Raw genomic sequence first — 24882 nt, forward strand, 5'->3', positions numbered from 1 at the left:
AAACTGAAGGGTAAAAAAAAGGCCGCTTGCGCGGCCTCAGAGGTGTTACTGCTTAGTGAGTCTGGTTGTGCTCAACCGGCTCAGCGCTGCGCGGTTCCTCTTTGTGCTTACTGAAGCGGCGGCGAACCACCACGAAGAACACCGGAACAAAGAAGATAGCCAGCGCGGTCGCGGTAACCATGCCGCCGATAACGCCGGTACCTACAGCGTTCTGCGAACCGGAACCGGCACCGGTACTGATCGCCAGCGGCAGTACCCCGAGAATAAACGCCAGTGACGTCATCAGGATCGGACGCAGACGCATACGACAGGCTTCCAGCGACGATTCCACCAGGCCTTTGCCCTCTTTATCCATCAAATCTTTAGCAAATTCGACGATAAGGATGGCGTTCTTCGCCGAGAGGCCAATGGTTGTCAGTAACCCCACCACAAAGTAGACGTCGTTACTCAGGCCACGCAGGGTGGTGAAGATCAGCGCACCGATAACCCCCAGCGGAACCACCAGCATAACCGCGAACGGAATCGACCAGCTCTCATACAGGGCGGCGAGACACAGGAAGACCACAATCAGCGAGATGGCATAGAGCGCAGGCGCCTGGTTACCCGACAGACGTTCCTGGTAAGACATGCCCGTCCAGTCATAGCCGATACCCGCAGGCAGTTTCTCCGCCAGCTGCTCCATCAGATCCATGGCCGCACCGGAGCTCTTACCTGGCGCAGCCTGACCCAGGATTTCCATCGCAGGCAGACCGTTGTAACGCTCAAGACGCGGTGAACCATACTGCCACTTCGCCGTCGAGAAGGCGGAGAAAGGCACCATCGTTCCGTTGCTGTTGCGCACGTACCATTTGCCGATATCGTCCGGCAGCATACGGGAGTCCGCTTTACCCATGACGTAAACTTTCTTCACGCGACCACGGTCGATGAAGTCATTGACGTAGGAGCCACCCCAGGAGGCCGCGAGCGTGGTGTTGATATCGCTTAACGATACGCCCAGCGCCTGTGCTTTTTCCTGATCGATGATCAGCTTGTACTGCGGCGTATCTTCGAGACCGTTAGGACGCACACCCACCAGGGTGTCAGGATGCTGGGCAATCATGCCGAACAGCTGATTACGCGCTTCGGTCAGTTTTTCGTGGCCCAGGTTGGCCTGGTCAATCAGCTCAAAGTCGAAGCCGGTGGCGTTACCCAGTTCGATAATGGCTGGCAGGTTGAAGGGGATGACCATCGCATCTTTGATGGCACCCAGCGCCTTCATCGCACGCCCGGCAATCGCCGGTACCTTCATGTCGCTGCTGGTTCGCTCATCCCACGGCTTGAGGCTGACGAAAGCAATACCGGTGTTCTGTCCGCGACCGGCAAAACCGAAGCCGTTAACGGTAAACACCGATTTAACCGTGTCTTTCTCCTGCGTCAGGAAGTAGTCGGTGACCTGATCCAGCACTTTCTGGGTACGTTCCTGCGTAGCGCCCGCAGGCAGCTGCGCCTGAGCCAGCAGTAATCCCTGGTCCTCTTCCGGCAGGAATGAAGAGGGCAGACGCATGAACAGATACGCCATGCCGACCACGATGACCAGGTAGATCACCATATAACGGCCGGTGCTGCGAATGATGTGGCCAACGCTGTCGACATAGTGATTGGTACTTTTGTCGAACATCCGGTTAAACCAGCCGAAGAAGCCGGTCGTTTTACCGTGACCGTCTTTTTTCACCGGCTTAAGTATGGTGGCGCAGAGTGCCGGGGTCAGAATCAGGGCAACCAGCACCGACAGTGCCATGGCTGACACAATGGTGATCGAGAACTGGCGGTAAATCACACCGGTCGAACCACCAAAGAACGCCATCGGGATAAATACCGCGGCCAGCACCAGCGCGATACCGACCAGCGCACCCTGAATCTGCTCCATAGAACGCCTGGTCGCCTCTTTTGGCGGCAAGCCCTCTTCCTGCATTACGCGCTCAACGTTCTCCACTACCACGATGGCGTCATCCACCAGCAGGCCGATAGCCAGCACCATCCCGAACAGCGTCAGGGTGTTTATCGAGTAGCCAAAAATGCTGATGATGGCGAAGGTGCCGAGCAACACCACCGGCACGGCGATAGTCGGAATCAGCGTCGCGCGGAAGTTCTGCAGGAACAGGTACATGACCAGGAACACCAGCACGATGGCTTCAGCCAGCGTTTTCACCACTTCGAAAATAGAGATCTTAACGAATGGGGTGGTGTCATACGGATAAACCACTTTCATTCCGGCCGGGAAGGTAGACTGCATCTTCGCCAGTTCCGCTTTCACCGCATTCGCGGTATCCAGGGCGTTGGCGCCGGTTGCCAGTTTGATACCGATACCGGACGCGGGCCGGCCGTTATAACGGGCAATGATCTCGTAGTTTTCTGCACCGAGTTCGATTTTTGCCACGTCACGCAGGCGAACCTGTGAACCATCCTCATTCACTTTCAGCAGGATTTTGCCGAACTCATCGGTCGAGGTCAGGCGGGTCTGCGCAATGATAGAGGCGTTAAGCTGCTGTCCCGGCACCGGCGGTGTCCCGCCTAACTGACCGGCGGCAACCTGGGCGTTCTGCGTGTTCAGCGCGCTGATCACGTCAACCGGCGTCAGGTTGTAGTTATTGAGCTTGTGCGGGTCCATCCAGATACGCATCGCATACTGCGCACCAAACACCTGGGTATCACCGACACCTTTGGTACGGCTCAGCGGATCTTTAATGGTCGAGGAAATATAATCAGAAATATCATTCTGAGTCATATTGTCATCGTCGCTGATGAAGCCGGCGACCATCAGGAAGCTGCTGGAGGATTTTTTAACCTGAATCCCCTGTTGCTGAACTTCCTGCGGCAGCAGTGGCATCGCCAGCTGCAGTTTGTTCTGCACCTGAACCTGCGCGATGTCTGCATCCGTGCCTGACTCAAAGGAGATGGTCAGGGTCAGGGTACCGGATGAGTCACTGCTCGAGGACATATACATCAGTCCATCGATACCGTTCATATTCTGCTCAATGACCTGGGTCACCGTGTCCTGCAGCGTTTTCGCATCCGCACCAGGGTAAGAGGCCTGAATCTCAATCGCCGGCGGCGCAACATTGGGATATTGCTCGATCGGGAGTTTGAGAATCGACAGCGCACCGGCCAGCATGATGATGATGGCGAGCACCCACGCAAAGATGGGGCGATCGATAAAGAACTTAGCCATGAATCAACGGCTCCTGTTATGACGATGACTTGTCAGACTGCGGCTTAGAATCGGGTGCCGCTTTCGCATCGTCTGAGACTTCTTGTGGGGTAACCTGTGCGCCCGGCTTGGCTCGCTGCAGACCTGTGCTGATCACACGTTCACCCGCTTTAACGCCGTCGGTGACTAACCATTTGTCGCCAATCGCCTGTGAGGTCGTGACCTGACGCGATTCAACTTTGTTGTCTGCGCCGACCACCATGACCGTCGCCTGGCCTGTTGGCGTGCGGGTGACCGCCTGCTGTGGAACCAGCAACGCATTCGGATTGGTCCCTTCCTCCAGACGCGCGCGCACAAACATGCCCGGTAACAGGGTATGGTCCGGGTTCGGGACAATGGCACGCAGGGTGATGGAGCCGGTGGTCTCATCGACGGTGACGTCAGAGAACTCCAGTGTTCCCTTCTGCGCAAAAGTGTTGCCGTTCTGCATCAGCAGGGTCACGCTGGCTTTGCCATCGGTCTGCTTCAGCTGACCTGACTCCAGCTCTGAACGTAAGCGCATGAAATCTTCGCTCGACTGGGTCACATCGACATACATCGGGTCAAGCTGTTGCACGGTCGCCAGCGCGGTGGTCTGGGCGCTTTGAACCAGCGCACCCTCGGTGACTGACGATTTGCCGATGCGGCCGCTGATAGGGGAGGTGACTTTGGTGTAGGCCAGATTAATGCGGGCCGTTTCCACGTTAGCTTTTGCCACCTGGACCGCTGCGTCATTCTGCGCAGCCGTGGCAACCGCCGTGTCGTAATCCTGCTGACTGATATATTTCGTGCCGAGCAGTGGCTTGTAACGCTTAACGGTCAGCTGAGCGATACGGGCGTTGGCCTGTGCCTGGGTTAAATCGCCTTTCGCGCTGTCATAAGCAGCCTGATAGGTGGCCGGGTCGATCTGATAGAGAGACTGACCGGCTTTGATATCACTGCCTTCAATAAAGTTACGCTTGAGAATGATACCGGAAACCTGCGGACGCACTTCAGCCACGCGATAGGCTGAGGTACGGCCTGGAAGTTCAGTCGAAATTTTCAGGGGTTCAGTTTTCAGGGTCACGACACCCACTTCTGGCGGTTGCTGGGCGGCTTGTTCGGATTTATTATTGTCACATCCTGTTAACAAAAAGCTGCCTGATAGCATCAGGACGGCCGCCAGAGGCGATAATCCTCTGATTTTATTCATAAATAAACCTCTAGTGTCCGATATCAATTGGTCAATGGATCACAAACTGAAAAACCCATTGCTGTGTCAAGTCGCAGGTCGTGCTATGGTACATACATTCACAAATGTATGTAAACTTACCCGTTTGTAAAAAAAGCCCCCTATGGCACGAAAAACCAAAGCGCAAGCACTTGAAACGCGGCATCAAATTCTTGATGCCGCCCTTGTTCTGTTTTCGCAGCAGGGCGTCTCAGCCACGTCTCTGGCCGATATTGCAACCGCTGCCAGTGTGACGCGCGGGGCAATCTACTGGCACTTCAAAAATAAAGCCGATCTCTTACATGAAATATGGCTTCGTTGTGATGCCGGTCTGGATGATGTGGAACTTGAGTATCAGACAAAATACCCTGGTGATCCACTCTCTGTGTTGCGTGCAATGCTGGTCTATATCTTTGAAGCGACAGCAAAGGATCCTCAGCGCCGCGCCTTAATGGAGATCATTTTCCACAAATGCGAATTTGTTGGCGAAATGTCGGCGATGAAGAGTATGCAGCAGAGCCTGTTGCTGGAGTGCTATGACAAAATCGAAGATGTCCTGCGTCAGTGTATTGAAGCGGAACAGCTTCCGGGCACGCTCAGCACGCGGCAGGCCGCCATTATTCTGCGTGGGTATGTCAACGGCATGATGGAAAGCTGGCTGTTCGCGCCAGAAAGCTTTGATTTAGCCGCCGACGCACCGACGCTGGTGAATGCCTTTATCGATATGCTGTGCCTCAGCCCGACGCTGACCGCCCGCCATTAATCGGGCTGACGGTCGCGTTTGTTCTCGAAGTCGCGCTGCACCATGGCCAGCGCTGAGAGCACCGTCTCCACCGGCAGTTGATGCTCTTCCAGCAGCTGAATCAGATCGACGGCCAGTTTGACGTCGTCAGGAGCATTTTCCAGTGACATCGCTTCTCCTATATACGTAATCGGGCCACGACCAGCAACATCAGCAGCGCACCTGCAATGGCCATCCCCAGCGCGCCGATGTGCACCGTGGCCAGTGAACCCAGTTCAAAGTACGTCGCAATATAGCCGCCAATCAGGGCGCCGATCATCGACAGTGTCAGGGTGGCCACCAGCCCGCCAGGGCGTCCCGGCAGCAGCAGACGTTTCAGCAACCCCAGCAGCAGCCCGCATAACAGCCAGGTGAATAAGCCCATTGTTCTTCTCCGCGCAGAATCACACCCAGTATAGAAGCGCTTTTGTCGCGCTGCGTTTTATTCGCTGCCGCGCAGTGAGGCCGCCCACTCCACCGAGTGAATCGCCTGACGGCAGCGAGCCAGCCGACCCTCTAACGTTTCCAGCTCCTGCTTCAGCTGCTGCTGAATCATCAGGGTTTCCGCCAGGGCCAGACGCTGCTCACGCTGATCGATCATCGCCAGCAGACGCCGTTCAAATTCACGGTACTCCTGATATTTTGTCGGGGCGGGTCCCTGCACCGGCTGTTCACGTCGCAGACGCAACTGCTGGGTACCCACCTCACGTTGCAGAGCCGCAATCTGATCGACCAGGCGTTCCGCCAGCCAGCGGCTGCGAGACAGATCCTGGCTGCTGTCGCACAGACGGGCGAAATTCAGCTCCACTTCCTGCAGATAATCCGCCAGCCGGGTGCCTTTGGTGTGGAACAGCTGGCTGTCAAAACGTGGCAGGCGGCAGACGCCGTCCGGGTGACGTGCCAGGGTCTCACGCAGGGTGAGAATAAGCTGCTGCAATCGCTGCTGAATAGCGATCGCCCTCATCGCGGCACGCTCAACTGTGCTAACGTAAGCAGATGAAGAAAGAGCTGGGCGGCATTTATGCAACGCATTCTGTTATTAACCCTCGGCTGGCTGGCCATTGTGCTGGGAACGCTGGGCATTGTATTACCTTTATTACCTACCACGCCATTCATGCTGCTGGCAGCCTGGTGTTTCGCCCGCTCATCGCCGCGCTTTCATCACTGGCTGCTGTGGAAATCGCCTTTTGGCCGCTATCTGCGCCACTGGCAGCAGCATCGCGCCATGCCGCCGGGTGCCAAAGTGCGTGCCATCTGTCTGATCGTGGCGACCTTTAGCCTCTCCCTGTTTCTGGTGCACCAGGTCTGGGTTCGCGTCATGCTGCTGATCATGCTGGCCGCACTGCTGCTGTTTATGTGGCGGATTCCGGTGGTGGCAGAAACAGCGGACGCACCGCCACCACCCGGATAAAGTTGCAATTAGCCGGTCATTTGCTTAGATTTGGGCGTCTTCGTGCGTGGCTTCCCTTTGTGAATTAACTTCCGCTGAGCCTTTTACCAGGTATTAGCGCTTTTGAAGCTGCGCGAAACAGAATTTTTTACCAGGCGTATCATCATGACCGACACTGCGCAGCAGCTTGAATTCATTAAAAACAGCATCAAAAGCATCCCCGATTATCCTAAGCCAGGCATCCTGTTCCGCGATGTCACCAGCCTGCTGGAAGATCCCAAAGCCTATGCCGCGTCGATTGCGCTGCTGGTTGAGCGTTACCGTAATAAAGGCATCACCAAAGTGGTCGGCACGGAAGCGCGCGGTTTCCTGTTTGGCGCACCGGTGGCGCTGGGCCTCGGCGTCGGTTTTGTACCGGTACGTAAGCCGGGCAAACTGCCTCGTGAAACCTACAGCGAAGCCTATGAGCTGGAGTACGGCACCGATCAGCTGGAACTGCACAAAGATGCCATTCAGCCTGGCGACGTGGTGCTGGTGGTCGATGACCTGCTGGCGACCGGCGGCACGATCGAAGCGACAGTGAAACTGATTCGTCGTGCAGGCGGTGAAGTGAAAGACGCGGCGTTCATCATTAATCTGTTCGACCTGACCGGTGAATCGCGTCTGACTGCCCTGGGCGTTGAGAGCTACAGCCTGGTTAAATTCCCCGGCCACTAAGCCACTCTTCCGGCCTTGCTCCCACGCGAGGCCGTCACGCCCCTGGCGTCAAGATAACGAGTGCCAGGCAAAAGCGTAGCTGATAGACTACTGCAATCTTATACAGGGGTTGCAGAGCGTCTGCGCTCATCTTTCCATCCAACTTCGTCGAATCCACATGAGCTATCAGGTACTTGCGCGAAAATGGCGTCCCCAGGCTTTTGCTGATGTTGTCGGTCAGGAACATGTTCTGACCGCGCTGGCGAATGGATTGTCTCTGGGACGCATCCATCATGCTTATCTCTTCTCCGGCACCCGCGGCGTCGGGAAAACCACCATTGCGCGTCTGCTGGCCAAAGGCCTTAACTGCGAAACCGGTATCACCGCGACACCCTGTGGTCAGTGTGACAACTGCCGGGAAATCGAGCAGGGCCGCTTTGTCGATCTGATCGAGATTGACGCCGCATCACGCACCAAAGTTGAAGACACCCGCGATCTGCTCGACAACGTGCAGTACGCCCCGGCGCGTGGCCGCTTCAAAGTCTATCTGATCGATGAAGTGCACATGCTGTCACGTCACAGCTTCAATGCGCTGTTAAAGACGCTGGAAGAGCCGCCTTCACACGTTAAGTTTTTACTGGCCACGACCGATCCGCAGAAACTGCCGGTGACCATCCTTTCGCGCTGTCTGCAGTTTCACCTCAAGGCGCTGGATGTCGATCAAATCCGTCAGCAGCTTGAGCATGTCCTGAAGCAGGAACAGATTGAGAGTGAAACCCGTGCGCTGCAACTCCTGGCACGGGCTGCCGATGGCAGTATGCGCGATGCGCTGAGCCTCACTGACCAGGCCATTGCCATGGGGCAGGGGGCGGTGACCAGCAGCACGGTCAGCGTCATGCTTGGCACGCTGGATGATGAGCAGCCGCTGGGGCTGCTGGAGGCGCTGGTCGAGGGTGACGGTCAGCAGGTGATGAACCTGCTGAGTCAGGCGGCGTCTCGCGGCGTCGAGTGGGAGGCGCTGCTGGTAGAAATGCTGCGCCTGCTGCATCAGATTGCGATGGTGCAACTGCTGCCCGCCTCACTCAACGATGATGACGAGAGCAGCGCGCTTCGTTTGCGGGAACTGGCCCGGGTGGTGCCGCCCGCCGATCTGCAGCTCTACTATCAGACCCTGCTGATGGGGCGCAAGGATCTGCCGATTGCGCCCGACCGCCGCATGGGGGTGGAGATGACGCTGCTGCGTGCACTGGCGTTTCATCCGAAAGCCGCCGTGGCGGAACCCATTGCGCGTCCCGCATTAACCGAGCAGATGTCACCAGTAGCCCCGGCACAGCGATCGGCTGCGGGATCGACATCAGCGGCACCAGCCGCCCGACAACCGGCCACGCCGTCACCGGCCGCTGCGACACCGCCGCAGACGGCACAGCTGCAGCCAGCCGCAACGCCGGAGCCGGTTGCCGCGCAGCCACAGATGGCGGCACCCGACGCGGAGCCACCGCGTTCGTCACCGCCCGATGTCGCACCGGACAGCCCGCTGTCGAGTTCCACCAGCCAGCTCCTGCAGGCGCGCACTCAGTTGCTGCGTCAGGGAGCGAACAAACCAAAAAAGAGTGAGCCGGCGGCGCCAGGTGCGCGGCCGGCCAACTCCGCGCTGGAGCGGCTGGCTTCCGTTACCGAGCGCAGTCAGCAGCGGATCCGCGATCGCGAGCCTGCCGCGCCTGTAAAAGAGGAAGCGTACCGCTGGAAGGCGGTAAATCAGACGGAGGAAGTGGCGGAGCCGGTGGCGACGCCAAAGGCCTTGCGTTCTGCACTGGAGCATGAGAAAACCCCTGAGCTGGCGGCGCGTCTGGCGGAAGAGGCGCAGCAGCGCGATCCCTGGGCCGCAGAAATCGCTCTCCTGCCGCTGCCGAAGCTGGTACAGCAGCTGGCCTTAAACGCGTGGAAAGAGGTGACCGAAAGCGGCGTCTGCCTGCATCTGCGCAGCAGCCAGCGGCATCTTAATTCAGCGTCGGCGCAGCAGGTGTTAAGCGAGGCGCTGAGTCAGCACGCCGGGCAGAGAGTTGAACTCTCGGTAGTTGAAGACGATAATTCATCGGTGTTGACGCCACTGGAGTGGCGTCAGGCCATTTACGAAGAGAAACTGGCGCAGGCGCGTCAGTCTATCACCTGTGATACCCACATCCAGACGCTACAGCGATTTTTCGATGCCGATCTGGATGAGGAGAGTATCCGACCTGTTTGAACACGCTGCTGCTATCGTCACGATAGCGTTGTAGCCTTAGCTGAGAGAGAAAACTATGTTTGGTGGTAAAGGCGGATTGGGCAACCTGATGAAACAGGCCCAGCAGATGCAGGACAAAATGGCCAAAGTTCAGGAAGAGATCGCCGCGCTTGAAGTGACCGGTGAGTCCGGTGCTGGCCTGGTAAAAGTCACCATTAACGGCGCGCATAACTGCCGTCGCGTGGAAATCGATCCCAGCCTGCTGGAAGATGATAAAGACATGCTGGAAGATCTGGTTGCCGCAGCGTTCAACGACGCCGCACGTCGCATTGACGAAACCCAGAAAGAGAAGATGGCTTCTGTCTCTTCAGGCATGCAGCTGCCGCCAGGCTTTAAGATGCCATTCTGATGCAAACCAGCCCACTGCTTGAATCATTGATGGAGTCGCTGCGCTGTCTGCCCGGCGTGGGGCCAAAGTCGGCTCAGCGCATGGCGTTTCAGCTGCTGCAGCGCGATCGCAGCGGGGGCATGCGGCTGGCACAGGCGCTGACCCGGGCGATGTCGGAAATTGGTCACTGTGCCGATTGCCGCACCTTCACCGAGCAGGAAATCTGCACGATCTGCGCCAACCCACGGCGTCAGCAGAACGGTCAGATTTGCGTGGTGGAAAGCCCGGCGGATATCCACGCCATTGAGCAGACCGGCCAGTTTGGCGGTCGCTACTTTGTCCTGATGGGCCATCTCTCGCCGCTCGACGGGATCGGTCCGGCCGATATCGGTCTGGATCGTCTGGAGCAGCGTCTGGAGAGTGAAACCCTGCAGGAAGTGATCCTCGCCACCAACCCGACGGTGGAAGGTGAGGCGACCGCAAACTATATCGCGGAGCTCTGTGGCCAGTATGGCGTCAGCGCCAGCCGAATCGCGCACGGCGTGCCGGTGGGCGGTGAGCTGGAGATGGTCGATGGCACCACGCTCTCCCATTCACTGGCGGGTCGCCAGAAGTTTAAATTTTAATCACTTGCCGGTGTTGTGACAGACACCGGCTTGAAAATCCCCCCGTCATCCCCACATCAACCTCAACGTTTGTTCAACCTGTTTTGTTGAGGTAGCAATGACCATGAAAGGACAAGAGACCCGTGGCTTTCAGTCGGAAGTAAAACAACTTCTGCACCTGATGATCCATTCCCTCTATTCAAACAAAGAGATTTTCCTGCGTGAGCTGATCTCCAACGCCTCGGATGCGGCAGACAAACTGCGCTTCCGCGCCCTGTCAGATTCCAGCCTGTATGAAGGTGATGGCGAGCTGCACGTTCGTCTCTCTGTTGATAAGGACAACCGTACCCTGACGCTGAGCGACAACGGTATCGGTATGCGTCGTGATGAGGTGATTGAGAACCTCGGGACTATCGCCAAATCAGGCACCAAATCTTTCCTTGAATCCCTGGGTTCTGACCAGGCGAAAGACAGCCAGCTGATCGGTCAGTTTGGTGTGGGCTTCTACTCCGCCTTTATCGTGGCGGATAAAGTGACCGTGCGCACCCGTGCCGCGGGCGCCTCAGCCGATGAAGGGGTTTTCTGGGAGTCAGCAGGCGAGGGTGAATATACCCTGGCGGAGATTGAGAAAGCCGACCGCGGGACCGAGATCACCCTGCATCTGCGCGAAGGCGAAGATGAGTTCCTGGATGTCTGGCGCGTTCGCAACATCATCAGCAAGTACTCCGATCACATCGCGCTGCCGGTTGAGATCGAAAGCAAAGATGAAGAGAGCGACACGACGCACTGGGAGAAGATCAACAAAGCCCAGGCGCTTTGGACCCGCAACAAATCTGATATCAGCGATGAAGAGTACAACGAGTTCTACAAGCACATTGCCCACGACTTCAGCGATCCGGTCGCGTGGAGCCACAACCGGGTGGAAGGTAAGCAGGAATATACCAGCCTGCTCTACATTCCGGCGCGTGCGCCGTTCGATATGTGGAACCGCGATCAGAAGCATGGCCTGAAACTCTATGTACAGCGCGTCTTTATCATGGATGACGCTGAGCAGTTTATGCCGAACTACCTGCGCTTTGTACGTGGCCTGATTGACTCCAGCGATCTGCCGCTGAACGTCTCCCGTGAGATCCTGCAGGACAGCCGCGTCACGCAGAGCCTGCGCGGTGCGCTGACCAAACGTACCCTGCAGATGCTGGAAAAACTGGCGAAAGATGACAGTGAGAAGTATCAGACCTTCTGGAAAGAGTTCGGTCTGGTGCTGAAAGAGGGGCCGGCAGAAGATCACGCGAATCAGGAAGCGATCGCGAAGCTGCTGCGTTTCGCGACCACCCAGAGCGACGGCGCGGCACAGACCGTTTCGCTGGAAGATTACGTCAGCCGCATGGTGGAAGGTCAGGAGAAGATTTACTACATCACTGCTGACAGCTATGCCGCTGCCAAGAGCAGCCCGCATCTGGAGCTGTTCCGCAAAAAAGGCATTGAGGTGCTGCTGCTCTCCGATCGCATAGACGAATGGATGATGAGCTACCTCACCGAGTTTGACGGGAAAACCTTCCAGTCAGTGAGCAAAGCGGACGAGTCGCTGAGCAAGCTGGCCGATGAAGAGACCGAAGAGCAGAAAGAGGCGGAAAAAGCGCTGGAGCCGTTTGTTGAGCGGGTGAAAAATCTGCTGGGTGAGCGCGTGAAAGAAGTACGTCTGACTCACCGTCTGACCGACACACCCGCCATTGTCACGACCGACGCCAACGAGATGACCACGCAGATGGCGAAGCTGTTTGCCGCGGCCGGACAAGAGGTGCCGGAAGTGAAATACCTGTTCGAAATTAACCCGGATCACCCGCTGGTGAAACGTGTTGCCGATACTCAGGATGAAGCACGCTTCGGTGAGTGGGTTGAGCTGCTGCTGGATCAGGCACTGCTGGCAGAGCGCGGCACGCTGGACGATCCAAACCAGTTTATCCGTCGCATGAATCAGCTGCTGACGGCTTAAACGTTAACGGGGCGGCGATTTTAATGGCCTGACGCGGATTGTGCAGCGCTGGCTCAGGGAGCATACGCCCTACGCAAAGACGCAAACGCCGCCATCCCTGGCGGGCTCAGCGCGGGCCATCCATGGCCCGCTATGCTTTGCTCCTGGCGTATGCTCCCATCGCTTTAGCTCTGGTGTCGTCTGCCTGACCGTGTTCCCTGTGCGGGCTCGATCTGACAGCAGGGCAGTTCAGAGCAGAGTCAACAACATCAAGCCGGTGATCATCACCGGCTTTTTTTATGGCTGTGCGGCATCCCGCAGCCAGTCCCGAAACAGGGTGATCTCGCTGTCGTCACGGCGACTCTGCTTCGTCATCATCCATGTTGCCCGATCGGTCGGGACAAAGCCGAGTGGGGCGATCAGCGATCCCTCCTCCAGCTCCCGCCGAACCAGCAGACGCGGCGCCATCAGCACGCCCAGACCACTGCGTGCCGCCTGAATAGCCAGCGTCAGCGTCTCAAAGTGCTTACCGCTGCTGAAACGGCCGCTGACCCCTGCCTTTGAGGCCCACTCTGACCAGGCGTGGAGACGGGTATCCGCATGCAGCAACGGCATTGCCGATAAATCTTCGCCCACCCGCAGCTGTGAAGCGAAATGCGGGGCGCAGAGCGGTCCGATCTCATCCTCGCTCACCAGCATCGCGTCAATATCGGGTTCAGGTGACTCGCTATGGCTGAGGATCAGCACATCCACATGCTCGCTGCGCAGTTGAGGAACCTGAGCCAGCGGCTGAAAGTGAACCTCAATCTCCGGATAGCGCTGATAAAAGCTGGAGATGCGGGGGATCAGCCATTGCGATAAAAAACTGGGGGCACAGGAGATGCGAATCTGCTGAAGCAGACCGGTGCGGATATTTTCACAGCTGCTGCGTAATTCACTGAATGCCTGCTGACAGCTCAGCAGCAGACGGTCGCCATGTGCCGTCAGCTTTACGCGGCCATTGGTGCGGACAAACAGCGGTTTGCCCATCCAGCTCTCCAGCTGGCGAATCTGATGGCTGATAGCACTGTGCGTGACGTGCAGATGTTCAGCCGCCACGCTGAAGCTGCTGTGCAAGGCTGCCTGGTGGAAATAGTGCAGCGCTCTCAGTGGCGGCAGTCCGTTCATCCTTATCCCCTGTGCAAAAATCTAACAGGGATTGTCAATTTATATCATTTTAAAGTCCAGCCGCATTGGCCTACTCTACAGGACAAATTCTGGCGGGTTGACTCATCCTTATATCTGTGATTTTTCACAGATATTCCGCCTGGCTTCACCTGCGTTCACGCCACACTATTATTCAAGCGAGACTGCCATGGCAAACGGCCCTTTATCCTCTGAAACGTCTGAAGAGGCGCGTCATCGGTTGCGCCTGGCGCTGTCACGTTATTATAAACTTGAGCAGTTTGACCTCTTCTTTACCCCCTCACTGCATGTGGCTCAGGTGCTGCTCTCTCAGCTGTTTCTGCGCCAGGAGCAGACGCGCAATCAGACCCGCTACGCCTCACACTATCCGGTTACCGAACTCAGCGTTCTGCCCGCGATCCCCCTGATAGCCGGTAACATCACGCTGGTGCCGCACGTCGATTTACCGGATGGCCGGGTGCGCCCGCTGCGGGAGTGCCAGCGCCACGGCGTGACGGAAGCGAGCGAGAGCTTCGCCAGCGTGCTGCATCACAAACTGATCGACGAAGCCCGTCTGTTTGTGACCCGACTGGATCGGCATGCGGAGATCTGCAGCGATCTGGTGCTGGTGGCGCTAAGAACGCACAACTTCAGCACCCTGGTACGCAGTGAGCTGCGTCTGTTTGAACAGGGGCTGGCGCTGCCCGCCATCGACGAGGCGCTGCATCGCCTCAACGATCCGCAGTGGCGGCCTTACAATGCCGCCACCGTCGATGCGCTTTCACTTTCAGGGCCGCTGTCGCTCAACTCCAGCCATCAGCCCGGTCTTCCCTTTGCCAGCTTTACGCTCCCGGCACCGCTGTTCGCCAGGCTGTCGGACGCCGATGACGTGGTGAAGTGGCCGCAGCAGGCGCGGCTGCAGCTGAATGCCAACGTGCGCGGCAGCGGTAAAAAAAGCGTGAATATGACCCATTATCTGAGCCGCCGGCTGCAGTATTTGCTCGGCACCGGCATGAAATCTGAAAAAGCGTCAGGCAGACCAGCCGGGTCTGGTTTCGCGCCATAAAGCCAGTAAAGTAGCCCTGAGCGATCCGCGCCCTTCCTTGTGATGAGCGGGTCATAATGGTATGTTCTTCGCCTTCAAGATAGATCAATGCGATTCGCAAGGGGATTTACGCAATGCGTATTATTCTGCTCGGAGCTCCGGGCGCAGGTAAGGGGACTCAGGCCCAATTCATCATGGAGAAGTACGGCATTCCGCAAATCTCCACTGGCGACATGTTGCGTGCAGCAGTGAAAGCAGGCAGCGAGTTGGGCAACCAGGCGAAAGCCATCATGGATGCTGGCAAACTGGTGACCGATGAGCTGGTGATTGCGCTGGTTAAAGAGCGTATCACCCAGGAAGATTGCAAAAACGGTTTCCTGCTGGACGGTTTCCCGCGCACCATTCCTCAGGCGGATGCAATGAAAGAAGCCGGGATCACCGTTGATCACGTGCTGGAGTTCGCTGTACCGGACGAACTGATCGTCGAACGTATCGTAGGTCGTCGCGTGCATGCGCCGTCAGGCCGCGTCTATCACGTCACCTTCAATCCACCGAAAGTGGAAGGCAAAGATGATGTGACCGGTGAAGAGCTCACCACGCGCAAAGACGATCAGGAAGAGACCGTGCGTAAGCGTCTGGTGGAATACCATGAGATGACCGCGCCGCTGATTGCTTACTACAGCAAAGAAGCGGAAGCGGGCAACACCGCCTATCACAAAATCGACGGCACCCGTAAGGTGTCCGAAGTGAGTGCTGAGCTGGCTAAGATTCTGGGCTAAGCTCACCGGGGCCGGGATTACCGGCCCCTTTTGCAGTAATTGCTTTTACCTCCCACTAATTCCGCTACAATTTCCCTGTTTTCACGCATCCCCGTTGTTATCAAGGAACTCCAATGAGGCAAGATAAGCCCGGCGTGTTACTGGTTAATTTAGGTACGCCAGACGCCCCTACCACACCTGCTGTTAAACGTTATCTGAAACAGTTTTTAAGCGATCCTCGCGTGGTCGATGCGCCGCGCTGGCTCTGGTGGCCGGTTCTCAATGCCGTCATTCTGCCGTTTCGCTCACCGCGTGTATCGAAGCTCTACGCTTCGGTCTGGATGGAAGGGGGATCGCCGTTGCTGGTCTATAGCCAGCGTCAGCGCGACGCCCTGGCGGCCCGCGTCGATATGCCGGTTGAACTGGGTATGAGCTACGGCAATCCCAGCCTGAAAAGCGCCGTGGATAAGCTGATGGCGCAGGGCGTGACCCGCCTGATTGTGCTGCCGCTCTATCCGCAATTCTCCTGCTCCACCGTGGCGGCGGTGTGGGATGGCCTGACCAGCGTCTTCAGAGCGTATCGCTCATTGCCTGAGGTGCAGTTTATCCGCGACTACGCCGAGCATCCGGCCTATATCGCCGCGCTGAAAGCCTCTGTCGAGCAATCCTTTGCGCGGCACGGTCAGCCCGATCTGCTGGTGTTATCCTTCCACGGCATTCCGCAGCGCTTTGCCAACGAAGGTGATGACTATCCGCAGCGCTGCGCGGATACCACAGCGGCCCTGGTGAAAGCGCTCGGCCTGCGTGAGGATCAGTACATGATGACCTTCCAGTCGCGTTTTGGCCGTGAGCCCTGGCTGATGCCCTACACCGACAAAACGATGGAAAGCCTGCCTGCGAAGGGGATTAAACATGTTCAGGTGATGAGTCCGGGCTTCTCGTCAGACTGCCTGGAGACGCTGGAGGAGATCAGTGGTGAAAACTGCGAAATCTTCATGCACGCCGGCGGCGAGAAGTTTGAGTACATTCCCGCACTGAACGCCGATGACGCGCACATCGACATGATGGTGCAACTGGTCAACGCACGTCGTTAAAGCAGAGGCGGAGAGTGTGATATCATTCTCCGCCTGTTTTTCCAGACGGCACTCCCGATGAAATTTCCCGGCAAACGCAAATCTAAACACTACTTTCCCGTCAGCGCACGCGATCCCCTGTTACAGCCGACTCAGACCGACGTTGATGCGGGCAGCTGGGTGGTGGGTATCGACCAGACGCTGGTGGATATCGAAGCAAAAGTCGATGACGCTTTTCTGTCACGATACGGCCTGAGTGCCGGGCACTCACTGGTCATCGACAATGCTGTCGCGGAAGCGCTGTACAGCGAGCTGATGCGTGACGGGCTCATCACCCATCAGTTTGCCGGTGGCACCATCGGTAACACGCTGCATAACTTTTCGGTGCTGGCCGATGATCGCTCGGTCCTGCTGGGCGTGATGTGTAACAACATCCAGATTGGCGGCTACGCCTATCGCTATCTCTGCAACACCTCAAGCCGGGTAGATCTCAACTTCCTTCAGGGAGTGGATGGCGCGATCGGTCGCTGCTTCACGCTGATTGGCGAGCATGGCGAGCGCACCTTTGCTATCAGCCCCGGTCAGATGAATCAGCTTCATCCGGATAGTGTGCCGGAAGACGTAATTGCCGGGGCCTCGGCGCTGGTTCTCACGTCCTATCTGGTGCGCTGTGCCGAGGGTGAGCCGATGCCGCAGGCAACGCTGCGCGCGATTGAGTATGCCAAACGCCATCATGTGCCGGTGGTGCTGACGCTGGGCACCAAACATGTGATTGGCGACAACCCTCAGTTCTGGCGTGACTTCCTGCGTGACCATGTCAGCATCGTGGCGATGAATGAAGAAGAAGCGCTGGCGCTGACCGGAGAGTCCGATCCGCTTCTCGCCGCGGATATGGCGCTGGAGTGGGTGGATCTGGTGCTCTGTACCGCTGGCCCAATCGGGCTCTATATGGCGGGGTACACCGAGGAAGAGTTTAAACGCAAAACCAACCATCCGCTGCTGCCGGGCGCGATTGCGGAGTTCAATCAGTATGAGTTCAGCCGGGTGATGCGCCAGCAGGATTGCCAGCAGCCGCTGCGTGTCTTCTCGCATATCGCGCCTTATATGGGCGGCCCGGAGAAGATCATGAACACCAATGGCGCGGGGGATGGGGCGCTGGCGGCGTTACTGCATGATATTACCGCCAACACCTATCACAGTCTGAACGTACCCAACTCCAGTAAACATGCGCGTCCTTATCTGACCTACTCGTCGCTGGCGCAGGTGTGTAAGTACGCCAACCGTGTCAGCTATCAGGTGCTGAACCAGCATTCGCCGCGTTTAACCCGCGGACTGCCGGAACGCGAGGACAGCCTGGAAGAGTCCTACTGGGATCGGTAAAGCGGGTCGCGACAGGATATAAAAAAGGCCCTTCTGAACAGCAGGGCCTTCATGAGCAGCAATCAGCGCACTACATCACAGGGCTGTAAATCCTCGCCCTGCGTCATCTCATCCTGCAGGATCTGCAGCATGCTGCTGGCGATTTCACGCTCACCCATCACGACGCGCGATGCCCCGCGTTCCATGATGTATTCCACTTCATCGTCGTAGTGGGCGCGGGCGATAATCTCAATGTTCTGGTGTTTTTCACGCGCGGCGGTGACCACTTCACCCGCCTCATAGCCATTCGGGATCGTGAGTAACAGCCAGCGGGCGCAGTCCAGTCGTGCCAGTTCCATGGTTTCAGCGCGGGCCGCGTTGCCCAGCACCGCTTTGATACCCTGCTCGCGCAGCGCTTCGACCCGCGGACGGGAGTTTTCAACCACCACCAGTGGCACATTCGCCTCCAGCAGCTTCTGACCAATCAGGCTGCCCACCCGGCCATAACCAACAATCACCGCGTGATTGCAGAAATCGACCGGAATCTGCTTCTCTTCTTCGATGGCCTCTTCCAGCGTCTGCTCTTCCATGGTTTCGGTTTTCGCCAGAAAACGCTCCAGCAGGGTAAACAGAATCGGGTTGAGCATAATCGACAGAATAGCGGCGGCCAGCACCAGGTTGCGCCCCTCATCGCTGAGCAGGCCGAGTGAGATACCCAGACCCGCCAGGATAAAGGCGAACTCACCGATCTGCGCCAGACTGACCGAAATGGTCAGCGCCGTGCGACGCGAATGGCCGAGCAGTGACACCAGCAGCCAGGCGGCGACTGACTTGCCGACCACAATAATCACCAGCGCACCCAGCACGGCCAGCGGCTGCGTTACCAGAATGGAAGGGTCAAACAGCATCCCCACCGAGACGAAGAACAGCACCGCAAAGGCATCGCGCAGCGGCAGGGTATCGCGTGCCGCGCGGTGGCTCAGTTCGGACTCGTTGAGCACCATACCGGCGAAAAACGCACCCAGCGCAAACGAGACATCGAAAAATTCAACCGCGCCAAACGCGATACCCAGCGCCAGGGCTAACACGGCCAGGGTGAAGAGTTCACGTGAACCGGTCGCCGCGCTGCGGGCGAGGATCCAGGGCACAGCCCGGCGTCCCACGACCATCATCAGCACCATAAAGGCCGCCACTTTGCCGATGGTCCACAGCAGATCCCAGGCCAGCAGGCCGGCGCTGGCGTTGCCCTGTTCCATCATGCCGGCAATCGCAGGCAGCAGCACCAGCGTCAGCACCATTACCAGATCTTCAACAATCAGCCAGCCAATCGCAATCTGCCCGCGCTGGCTATCGATTAGCTGCCGCTCCTCTAACGCGCGCAGCAACACCACGGTACTGGCGGTAGAGAGGCAGAGGCCAAAGACCAGGCCGGTCATCCATGACCAGCCCAGCGTCCAGGACAATCCCATTCCCAGTAAGGTCGCGACGGCGATCTGCGCGATGGCACCGGGAATGGCGATCGACTTTACCGACATGAGATCTTTCATTGAGAAGTGCAGGCCGACACCGAACATCAGCAGGATAACGCCAAGTTCAGCCAGTTCAGGGGCCAGATTGGTATCGGCAACGAAACCAGGGGTAAAGGGGCCGGCCAGCACGCCGGCCATCAGGTAACCGACCAGCGGGGAGATACGCAGGCGATTCGCCAGCATCCCAAGGAGAAATGCCAGAACCAGCGCTCCGACAATGGTAGTGATCAACGGGGTGGTGTGATGCATGCCTGTCTCCTTGTATGCAAATGTATCCGCTTGTAACAAACGAGTTTAATGTAAAATCACACCTTCCGCTGAGCAATTTGCGGGAATAGCGTAAAAAAACCGGAAAAAAAGCCAATTACACAATCGGAAGGCCATTTCTGCTCATTATCGGCAATACTGGCTGAGTTTGCGGTTCAGACAGAGCAGGATAAATAAAAATTATCATGAGTAAATGCCGGGAGTATGACGCAAATAGCCGGTAAATGGCCTCTCAGAGCGGCTAAAGCCCGCCAGCCCCTCTTTTTGCAGGAGTAAACAATCAGTTAACAATAGAGCGAACTGGCGGTTGAGGTGACGCTGGCAGACAGGGAGCCTGCGATACGGTGCCCGCCCCCGGTTCTGCTGGCGGCATTGCGCGGACCGGGGCAGCTGGCGTGATGCGCATTGGCCTTGAGTTCGCCGGGAGAATGTGCGACACAGTGGGGCAATGCGGCCGGGAATTCGGGCCAGGGGAAAATTAAGGAGAATGTCAGTGGTGTTTTCAAGATGGACAGGGGCGGGGATCGCGCTGCTGGTGGCGCTGTTTCCGCTGTTTTCACAGGCCGCCCAGGCCGATCGCAGCTATCGCTTCAGCGTGCTGCACACAAACGATGAGCATGGCCATTTCTGGTTCAATGAACAGGGCGAGTATGGTCTGGCGGCACAGAAAACGCTGATGGACACGATGCGCTATGACGTGCAGGCCAGAGGCGGCGGCGCACTGATCCTCTCCGCCGGGGATGTGAACACCGGGGTGCCGGAGTCTGACGAGCTGGATGCAGAACCTGATTTTCGGGCGATGAACCTGATTGGTTATGACGCCATGGCGCTGGGAAATCATGAGTTTGATAAGCCGATTGCGGTGCTGCGCAAGCAGGAGAAGTGGGCGCGCTTCCCGCTGCTGGCTGCCAACGTCTATCAGAAAAGCACCGGTCAGCGGATGTTTAAACCCTGGGCGGTCTTTAACCGTCTTGGACTGAAAATCGCGGTTGTCGGGCTGATCACGCCTGACACGGCGAAGCTGGCTAACCCTGAAGGACTGAAAGATACCGACTTCCGCGATCCGATTGCTGAAGCCGTGAAGGCGGTGGCCGAACTGCGCGCCACAGAGAAGCCGGATGTGATTATCGCGCTGACCCATCTTGGTCACTATGACGATGGCAACCATGGCAGCAACGGCATTGACGATGTCACCCTGGCACGCAGCCTGCCCGCCGGGACAATCAATCTGATTGTCGGCGGGCATTCACATGACGCCGTCTGTATGGAAAAAGAGAACGTCAGCGTGAAAAATTATCAGCCTGGCCAGCCATGCCAGCCTGATAAGCAAAATGGCATCTGGATTATGCAGGCCGACAAGTGGGGCAGATATGTCGGACGCGGCGATTTTACCTTCCGCAACGGTCAGGTGACGCTGGAGGCGTATCAGCTGGTGCCGGTGAATCTTAAACACCGGGTGAAAAACGCCGATGGCAGCGAAACCTGGCTCACCTGGCAGGAAGAGATCCCTAAAAACAGCGCGATGATGAAACTGCTGATGCCGTTCCAGAAGCGGGCGGAGGCGAAGTTAACCGTCAATGTCGGCAGCGCCGACGGCGAGTTCAGCGGTGAAAAAGAGCAGGTTCGCTTTGAGCAGACCAACCTCGGCCAGCTGATTCTGGGTGCCCAGATGGCGCACACGCAGGCGGATTTTGCCGTGATGAGTGGTGGCGGCATTCGCACCTCGCTGAAATCGGGCAAGCTCAGCTGGCGCGATCTGCTGCAGGTTCAGCCGTTTGGCAATCAGGTGGTCTCTGTCAGTCTGACCGGCGCGGAGATCAAAAAATATCTGGATGTGGTTGCCAATATTCAGCCGGACACGGGGGGCTACGCCCAGTTTGCCGGGATCAGCCTGACCGCGGATGGAAAGCAGGTCAGCGACGTCATGATCAACGGCAAGCCGCTGCAGGAGACGCAGCACTATCGTATGGCGACCAACAGCTTTAATGCGGCAGGCGGCGACGGTTATCCGCGTCTGGATAACCACGCGGGCTATCGCAACAGCGGAGCGGTGGATGCGCAGGTACTGCGTGAGTGGATTCACGCCCATTCGCCGCTTAAAGCCAGTGACTATCAGCCCAAAGGCCAGATCGTACATCTGACCGATGAGCAGATCCGGGCGCGGGATGAGGCGGCCGAAAAAGCGCGTAAGCGTAACTACCCGAAAATGATTCTGGCGTGGATCTGGCCGTGGGGGAACGAAACAGCCCGCACGCATTGAACGCACCGGGAGGCGTCTGCGCCTCCCGATTTTCTCATGCCCGGCAGTGGCGACGCCTGATCCAGCGGGCGCGCAGCTGGTCCCAGCCCCAGTTATAAGCGAGGGTAAACGGCAGGAAGAAGAGGAAAAAGGCCACTTCCACCAGAAACGCCTGCCACAGGGTAATATCCAGCATCAGGGCGGCAATCGGCAGACCAATCAGGATAAAGCCACCTTCAAATCCCAGCGCATGAACGGCACGCACGACAGGCCCGCGTTTCTCGCCCGGCGCATAGATCCGATCAAACCCGGCGTTGTAGATCATGTTCCACAGCATCGCCGCGGTTGAAAGCATAATCGCCAGCGATCCCATCTGAAACAGCGGTTTATTCATCACCCAGGCCGCCAGCGGCGAAACGGTCAGAATCGCCAGCGTCTCAAAACAGACGGCATGAAGAATACGTTCTTTAAGTGAGCGGGTACGCATTGTGTTTTCTCCTTCAATCATGCGGCGCATTTTCCCATCGCAGAATGCTAAGATAAAATGAACACCTATCGGAAAAAGCGATGGAACGAATGCGATACTCCCCGGAATCCCTTGAGGCTTTTATGCAGACGGTGGCGAGCGGCTCCTTTTCTGCGGCTGCGCGCGCGCTGGGCAAAAGCCAGTCCACCATCAGTGCAGCGGTGGCCAGTTTAGAAGACGACCTCGGCTTTGCGCTGTTTGACCGTGCCGGTCGTCAGCCCATCCTGACCGAACAGGGGCACCGCGTGCTGCCTCAGGTTCAGCAGATTCTGGCCGCCAGTGAACGGCTGGATGCGCTGGCAATACGCCTGTCGCAGGGGGTTGAGCCCCGTCTCAGTTTTGCCATGTCCGATTTCTGGCAAACCGATCATCATGAACAGCTGCTGAAACAGCTTGATGCCCGCTACCCGGAGCTGGAACTGGAGTGCATGATTGCGGAAGATGAGGACGTGCTGGACCTGCTGCAGGCCGGGCGGGTCCATCTGGGCGTTGTGCGGGCGCAACCCAATCTGCCGGTGGATATCGCGGTGGCGCGACTGCAGGTTGAAGCACAGATGGCCATCTTTTTACATCGCGATCACCCGCTGGCACAGGCGGAGATCCTCAGCGAAAGCCAGCTGGAGCCGGTTCGGCATCTGCGGCTTAACACCTGGGTTGAAGCGCACCAGCCAAAACCGATGGGGCGTATCTGGTCTGCGCCCACCTATCTGTTACTGCTGGAGATGGCGGAACAGGGATTTGGCTGGACGATTCTGCCGCGCTGGCTGGTGAAACAATTCGGGCATGGCGTGTTGAAAGAGCTGTCGCTGCCGGGCTGGCCGCAGCATATCGCTGTTGAGGTGGTCTGGTCACGCCGCACGCCACCCGGTCCGGCGGGGCGCTGGATGATCGACCAGCTCTGCGCTCAGCCACGGGTTTAATCGTGGCGGGCAATATCCGCAAACGGCGCATCCAGCAGTCGTGAAAGATCGCCGGGTGCCAGTTCGATATCCAGCCCCCGTTTGCCGCCGGAGATAAATATGGCGCTGAACGCGCTGGCGGAGCGATCGATGACGGTAGGCAGCCGCTTTTTCTGTCCCAGCGGGCTGATCCCCCCCACCAGATAGCCGGTGACCCGCTGTGCCAGCTGCGGGTCGGCCATATCCGCTTTTTTTGCGCCCAGCGCCTTTGCCACCTTCTTCAGATCCAGCTGCGTCGAAACCGGCGTAATCGCCACCGCCAGCTGCTTCGCCTCGCCGTTAAGGGCGACCAGCAGCGTTTTATAGACCTGGCGGGCATCCAGATTGAGCTTGCGCACCGCTTCGTCTCCAAAATGGGTTTCGTTGCTGTCATGCTCATAGGGATGCAGGGTAAAACTGACCTTCTGTTTTTCCAGCAATTTTACGGCGGGCGTCATACGGGTTCCTTACTCAGAAAAATCTTATTACGCTTAATGATGGAAAAAGGTGGCGGAATTTTGTTCTTTGAGTGAAAATTGGCCGCGCGCCAGCAATTCGGTTGCTGAGCGATAACCAAAATCATAAACAAATTCCTCTTTGACGAGCCGATAATCTTATCGGCTCTCTTTTTTTTCAGGGCCTCTTCAGCATCTCAGGCAGGTTATCTTCGCCATAGAGGTGCAGCGCCCCCACCGCCACCACATAGTTGCCCGCCGCCAGACTCTGCAGGCTTTTACACCACTGCGCATTACGCTGACCGATCAGGGTATCGTTCAGCGTCTGACTGAACGTGGAGGGCAGGGTAATATCTGGCTGACGGGGTGGCGTATCGAGCCACCAGCTCACCATCATCTGCAGCAGCCGGGCATTGGTGTGCCAGTGCAGCAGCGTATCCTGTAACAGGGCCATACCGTCATCGGGCAGCGCGGTCAGCAGGGCGATCTGCGCATCGGCGCCTTCCAGCTCAATCACCGGTTTGTTCAGACCTTTCGCGGCCTGCAACAGCTGATAATCAATGCCGTAATCAGGCCGTAATCCCAGCCTCTGCGCCTGCTGTGCCTGTAACATCAGCGCCACCTGCCACGCAGGCAGATGATCAAACTGGCTTAGCGTCAGGCTTATCTCCTGACAGAGTGCGCTAAGCCTCTGCATCGCCTGGTCATCGAGGCGGGAGGCGAGGGCAGGGCGATCGCCAGCGTGATCAAAGGGTGAGCCGCCTTGGGTAATATCCGCTTCCACAATCAGCGCATCAGCCTGCTGCAGCTGACGCAACAGGCGGGCGGGCAGCGGCTGCATGTCGCGGGTCCCCATGTGGATGCTGCCAACCAGATGCAGCTGACGGTCGCCAAGCCAGACATCCATTGCCGGCCAGCGGTAACTGGCGGGGAAAAGCTGGCCGATAAAGCCGCGCAGTGAGCGCCAGAGGTTGCCTGTCATTCCCGGTCCTTTGCGATGTAAAACCCCATGCTAGCGACTTCAGCGAGGGAAAAACAGC

General features: G+C 57.6%; 23 protein-coding genes and 1 other annotated feature. Of the genes, 13 read left to right on the plus strand and 10 right to left on the minus strand.

The window, feature by feature from the left end:
* Positions 1 to 52 precede the first annotated feature (52 nt).
* The gene (locus HFD97_RS00845; RefSeq protein WP_150029368.1) at positions 53 to 3208 is read right to left on the minus strand and encodes an efflux RND transporter permease subunit; all 3156 of its coding nucleotides are present in this window, start codon (positions 3206 to 3208) and stop codon (positions 53 to 55) included.
* 16 nt (positions 3209 to 3224) lie between these two features.
* Positions 3225 to 4418: an efflux RND transporter periplasmic adaptor subunit gene (locus HFD97_RS00850; RefSeq protein ID WP_009091659.1), complete on the minus strand. Its 1194-nt coding sequence runs from the start codon at positions 4416 to 4418 to the stop codon at positions 3225 to 3227.
* A 142-nt stretch (positions 4419 to 4560) separates the two neighbouring features.
* On the opposite strand from HFD97_RS00850, the gene acrR reads away from it, so the two are divergent.
* Positions 4561 to 5199 (plus strand): multidrug efflux transporter transcriptional repressor AcrR, encoded by a 639-nt coding sequence (acrR, locus tag HFD97_RS00855; RefSeq protein ID WP_009091658.1) that lies wholly within the window; start codon positions 4561 to 4563, stop codon positions 5197 to 5199.
* On the opposite strand, the gene rsmS is transcribed toward acrR, so the two are convergent.
* Genes rsmS through priC form a run of 3 tightly spaced genes read right to left on the minus strand, consistent with a single transcriptional unit; the run spans position 5196 to position 6181 of the window.
* Positions 5196 to 5348, minus strand: a complete 153-nt coding sequence (rsmS, locus tag HFD97_RS00860; protein ID WP_009091656.1) for a pleiotropic regulatory protein RsmS — start codon at positions 5346 to 5348, stop codon at positions 5196 to 5198. The two genes, acrR and rsmS, sit on opposite strands and share 4 nt — an antisense overlap.
* 8 nt (positions 5349 to 5356) lie before the next feature.
* Positions 5357 to 5602, minus strand: a complete 246-nt coding sequence (locus HFD97_RS00865; RefSeq protein WP_046101367.1) for a GlsB/YeaQ/YmgE family stress response membrane protein — start codon at positions 5600 to 5602, stop codon at positions 5357 to 5359.
* Positions 5603 to 5659: 57 nt separating this feature from the next.
* Positions 5660 to 6181 (minus strand): primosomal replication protein PriC, encoded by a 522-nt coding sequence (gene priC, locus HFD97_RS00870; RefSeq protein WP_167431159.1) that lies wholly within the window; start codon positions 6179 to 6181, stop codon positions 5660 to 5662.
* Positions 6182 to 6238: 57 nt separating this feature from the next.
* On the opposite strand from priC, the gene HFD97_RS00875 reads away from it, so the two are divergent.
* From HFD97_RS00875 to htpG, 6 genes are all read left to right on the plus strand, one after another.
* Positions 6239 to 6628, plus strand: coding sequence for a DUF454 family protein (locus tag HFD97_RS00875; protein WP_009091649.1), 390 nt, complete (start codon positions 6239 to 6241; stop codon positions 6626 to 6628).
* 144 nt (positions 6629 to 6772) lie between these two features.
* Positions 6773 to 7324: an adenine phosphoribosyltransferase gene (apt, locus tag HFD97_RS00880; RefSeq protein ID WP_009091646.1), complete on the plus strand. Its 552-nt coding sequence runs from the start codon at positions 6773 to 6775 to the stop codon at positions 7322 to 7324.
* A 157-nt stretch (positions 7325 to 7481) separates the two neighbouring features.
* Positions 7482 to 9545 carry a DNA polymerase III subunit gamma/tau gene (gene dnaX, locus HFD97_RS00885; protein ID WP_167431158.1) on the plus strand — a complete coding sequence of 688 codons (2064 nt, stop codon included), beginning with the start codon at positions 7482 to 7484 and terminating at the stop codon, positions 9543 to 9545.
* Positions 8887 to 8948, plus strand: a sequence feature (DnaX frameshifting element). (Overlaps the previous gene by 62 nt.)
* Positions 9546 to 9600: 55 nt before the next feature.
* On the plus strand, positions 9601 to 9933 hold the full coding sequence (locus HFD97_RS00890; protein ID WP_009091641.1) for a YbaB/EbfC family nucleoid-associated protein: 333 nt from the start codon (positions 9601 to 9603) through the stop codon (positions 9931 to 9933).
* Positions 9933 to 10538: a recombination mediator RecR gene (recR, locus tag HFD97_RS00895; RefSeq protein ID WP_046101370.1), complete on the plus strand. Its 606-nt coding sequence runs from the start codon at positions 9933 to 9935 to the stop codon at positions 10536 to 10538. Before HFD97_RS00890 ends, recR begins: the two co-directional genes overlap by 1 nt.
* Positions 10539 to 10635: 97 nt before the next feature.
* Positions 10636 to 12510, plus strand: coding sequence for a molecular chaperone HtpG (htpG, locus tag HFD97_RS00900; RefSeq protein ID WP_033736390.1), 1875 nt, complete (start codon positions 10636 to 10638; stop codon positions 12508 to 12510).
* Between the two features lie 276 nt (positions 12511 to 12786).
* Here htpG and HFD97_RS00905 read toward each other — a convergent pair whose 3' ends face one another.
* Positions 12787 to 13656: a LysR substrate-binding domain-containing protein gene (locus HFD97_RS00905; RefSeq protein WP_009091634.1), complete on the minus strand. Its 870-nt coding sequence runs from the start codon at positions 13654 to 13656 to the stop codon at positions 12787 to 12789.
* A gap of 187 nt (positions 13657 to 13843) precedes the next feature.
* On the opposite strand from HFD97_RS00905, the gene HFD97_RS00910 reads away from it, so the two are divergent.
* The 4 genes from HFD97_RS00910 to HFD97_RS00925 all read left to right on the plus strand — a co-directional run bounded on the left by HFD97_RS00910 (position 13844) and on the right by HFD97_RS00925 (position 17909).
* Positions 13844 to 14719, plus strand: coding sequence for a DUF6024 family protein (locus tag HFD97_RS00910; protein WP_167431157.1), 876 nt, complete (start codon positions 13844 to 13846; stop codon positions 14717 to 14719).
* Positions 14720 to 14832: 113 nt separating this feature from the next.
* Positions 14833 to 15477: an adenylate kinase gene (gene adk / locus HFD97_RS00915; RefSeq protein ID WP_009091630.1), complete on the plus strand. Its 645-nt coding sequence runs from the start codon at positions 14833 to 14835 to the stop codon at positions 15475 to 15477.
* Positions 15478 to 15590: 113 nt separating this feature from the next.
* Positions 15591 to 16550, plus strand: coding sequence for a ferrochelatase (hemH, locus tag HFD97_RS00920; protein ID WP_058956355.1), 960 nt, complete (start codon positions 15591 to 15593; stop codon positions 16548 to 16550).
* A 57-nt stretch (positions 16551 to 16607) separates the two neighbouring features.
* Positions 16608 to 17909, plus strand: coding sequence for an inosine/guanosine kinase (locus HFD97_RS00925; RefSeq protein WP_009091626.1), 1302 nt, complete (start codon positions 16608 to 16610; stop codon positions 17907 to 17909).
* A gap of 62 nt (positions 17910 to 17971) precedes the next feature.
* Here HFD97_RS00925 and ybaL read toward each other — a convergent pair whose 3' ends face one another.
* Positions 17972 to 19666, minus strand: coding sequence for a YbaL family putative K(+) efflux transporter (gene ybaL, locus HFD97_RS00930; RefSeq protein ID WP_009091623.1), 1695 nt, complete (start codon positions 19664 to 19666; stop codon positions 17972 to 17974).
* Between the two features lie 505 nt (positions 19667 to 20171).
* Between ybaL and ushA the strand changes: the two genes are divergently transcribed.
* A complete protein-coding gene (ushA, locus tag HFD97_RS00935; RefSeq protein WP_167431156.1) occupies positions 20172 to 21944 on the plus strand; it encodes a bifunctional UDP-sugar hydrolase/5'-nucleotidase UshA in 1773 nt (590 codons plus the stop codon).
* 34 nt (positions 21945 to 21978) lie between these two features.
* Here the strand turns inward: ushA and HFD97_RS00940 are convergent, their stop codons facing one another.
* Positions 21979 to 22410, minus strand: a complete 432-nt coding sequence (locus HFD97_RS00940; protein ID WP_009091619.1) for a multidrug/biocide efflux PACE transporter — start codon at positions 22408 to 22410, stop codon at positions 21979 to 21981.
* Between the two features lie 89 nt (positions 22411 to 22499).
* Between HFD97_RS00940 and HFD97_RS00945 the strand changes: the two genes are divergently transcribed.
* Positions 22500 to 23369, plus strand: a complete 870-nt coding sequence (locus HFD97_RS00945; protein WP_009091617.1) for a LysR family transcriptional regulator — start codon at positions 22500 to 22502, stop codon at positions 23367 to 23369.
* On the opposite strand, the gene ybaK is transcribed toward HFD97_RS00945, so the two are convergent.
* Entirely contained in the window at positions 23366 to 23845 is a 480-nt protein-coding gene (ybaK, locus tag HFD97_RS00950; RefSeq protein ID WP_167431155.1) for a Cys-tRNA(Pro)/Cys-tRNA(Cys) deacylase YbaK, read from the minus strand. The genes HFD97_RS00945 and ybaK overlap by 4 nt on opposite strands.
* Before the next feature lie 175 nt (positions 23846 to 24020).
* A complete protein-coding gene (locus HFD97_RS00955) occupies positions 24021 to 24824 on the minus strand; it encodes a TraB/GumN family protein (RefSeq protein WP_167431154.1) in 804 nt (267 codons plus the stop codon).
* Positions 24825 to 24882: the final 58 nt, after the last annotated feature.

Source organism: Pantoea sp. EKM103V, from assembly GCF_011800365.1.
Lineage (GTDB): Bacteria > Pseudomonadota > Gammaproteobacteria > Enterobacterales > Enterobacteriaceae > Pantoea > Pantoea anthophila.

Bases quoted from the DNA above. Each gene is read 5' to 3' on its own strand.
- HFD97_RS00890 (WP_009091641.1), top strand. From the start codon at position 9,601: ATGTTTGGTGGTAAAGGCGGATTGGGCAACCTGATGAAACAGGCCCAG.
- HFD97_RS00925 (WP_009091626.1), top strand. From the start codon at position 16,608: ATGAAATTTCCCGGCAAACGCAAATCTAAACACTACTTTCCCGTCAGC.
- HFD97_RS00850 (WP_009091659.1), bottom strand. From the start codon at position 4,418: ATGAATAAAATCAGAGGATTATCGCCTCTGGCGGCCGTCCTGATGCTA.
- htpG (WP_033736390.1), top strand. From the start codon at position 10,636: ATGACCATGAAAGGACAAGAGACCCGTGGCTTTCAGTCGGAAGTAAAA.
- HFD97_RS00955 (WP_167431154.1), bottom strand. From the start codon at position 24,824: ATGACAGGCAACCTCTGGCGCTCACTGCGCGGCTTTATCGGCCAGCTT.
- HFD97_RS00845 (WP_150029368.1), bottom strand. From the start codon at position 3,208: ATGGCTAAGTTCTTTATCGATCGCCCCATCTTTGCGTGGGTGCTCGCC.
- rsmS (WP_009091656.1), bottom strand. From the start codon at position 5,348: ATGTCACTGGAAAATGCTCCTGACGACGTCAAACTGGCCGTCGATCTG.
- priC (WP_167431159.1), bottom strand. From the start codon at position 6,181: ATGAGGGCGATCGCTATTCAGCAGCGATTGCAGCAGCTTATTCTCACC.
- HFD97_RS00865 (WP_046101367.1), bottom strand. From the start codon at position 5,602: ATGGGCTTATTCACCTGGCTGTTATGCGGGCTGCTGCTGGGGTTGCTG.
- HFD97_RS00875 (WP_009091649.1), top strand. From the start codon at position 6,239: ATGCAACGCATTCTGTTATTAACCCTCGGCTGGCTGGCCATTGTGCTG.
- HFD97_RS00945 (WP_009091617.1), top strand. From the start codon at position 22,500: ATGCGATACTCCCCGGAATCCCTTGAGGCTTTTATGCAGACGGTGGCG.
- HFD97_RS00910 (WP_167431157.1), top strand. From the start codon at position 13,844: ATGGCAAACGGCCCTTTATCCTCTGAAACGTCTGAAGAGGCGCGTCAT.
- HFD97_RS00940 (WP_009091619.1), bottom strand. From the start codon at position 22,410: ATGCGTACCCGCTCACTTAAAGAACGTATTCTTCATGCCGTCTGTTTT.
- recR (WP_046101370.1), top strand. From the start codon at position 9,933: ATGCAAACCAGCCCACTGCTTGAATCATTGATGGAGTCGCTGCGCTGT.
- ushA (WP_167431156.1), top strand. From the start codon at position 20,172: ATGTCAGTGGTGTTTTCAAGATGGACAGGGGCGGGGATCGCGCTGCTG.
- ybaK (WP_167431155.1), bottom strand. From the start codon at position 23,845: ATGACGCCCGCCGTAAAATTGCTGGAAAAACAGAAGGTCAGTTTTACC.
- ybaL (WP_009091623.1), bottom strand. From the start codon at position 19,666: ATGCATCACACCACCCCGTTGATCACTACCATTGTCGGAGCGCTGGTT.
- apt (WP_009091646.1), top strand. From the start codon at position 6,773: ATGACCGACACTGCGCAGCAGCTTGAATTCATTAAAAACAGCATCAAA.
- dnaX (WP_167431158.1), top strand. From the start codon at position 7,482: ATGAGCTATCAGGTACTTGCGCGAAAATGGCGTCCCCAGGCTTTTGCT.
- adk (WP_009091630.1), top strand. From the start codon at position 14,833: ATGCGTATTATTCTGCTCGGAGCTCCGGGCGCAGGTAAGGGGACTCAG.
- HFD97_RS00905 (WP_009091634.1), bottom strand. From the start codon at position 13,656: ATGAACGGACTGCCGCCACTGAGAGCGCTGCACTATTTCCACCAGGCA.
- acrR (WP_009091658.1), top strand. From the start codon at position 4,561: ATGGCACGAAAAACCAAAGCGCAAGCACTTGAAACGCGGCATCAAATT.
- hemH (WP_058956355.1), top strand. From the start codon at position 15,591: ATGAGGCAAGATAAGCCCGGCGTGTTACTGGTTAATTTAGGTACGCCA.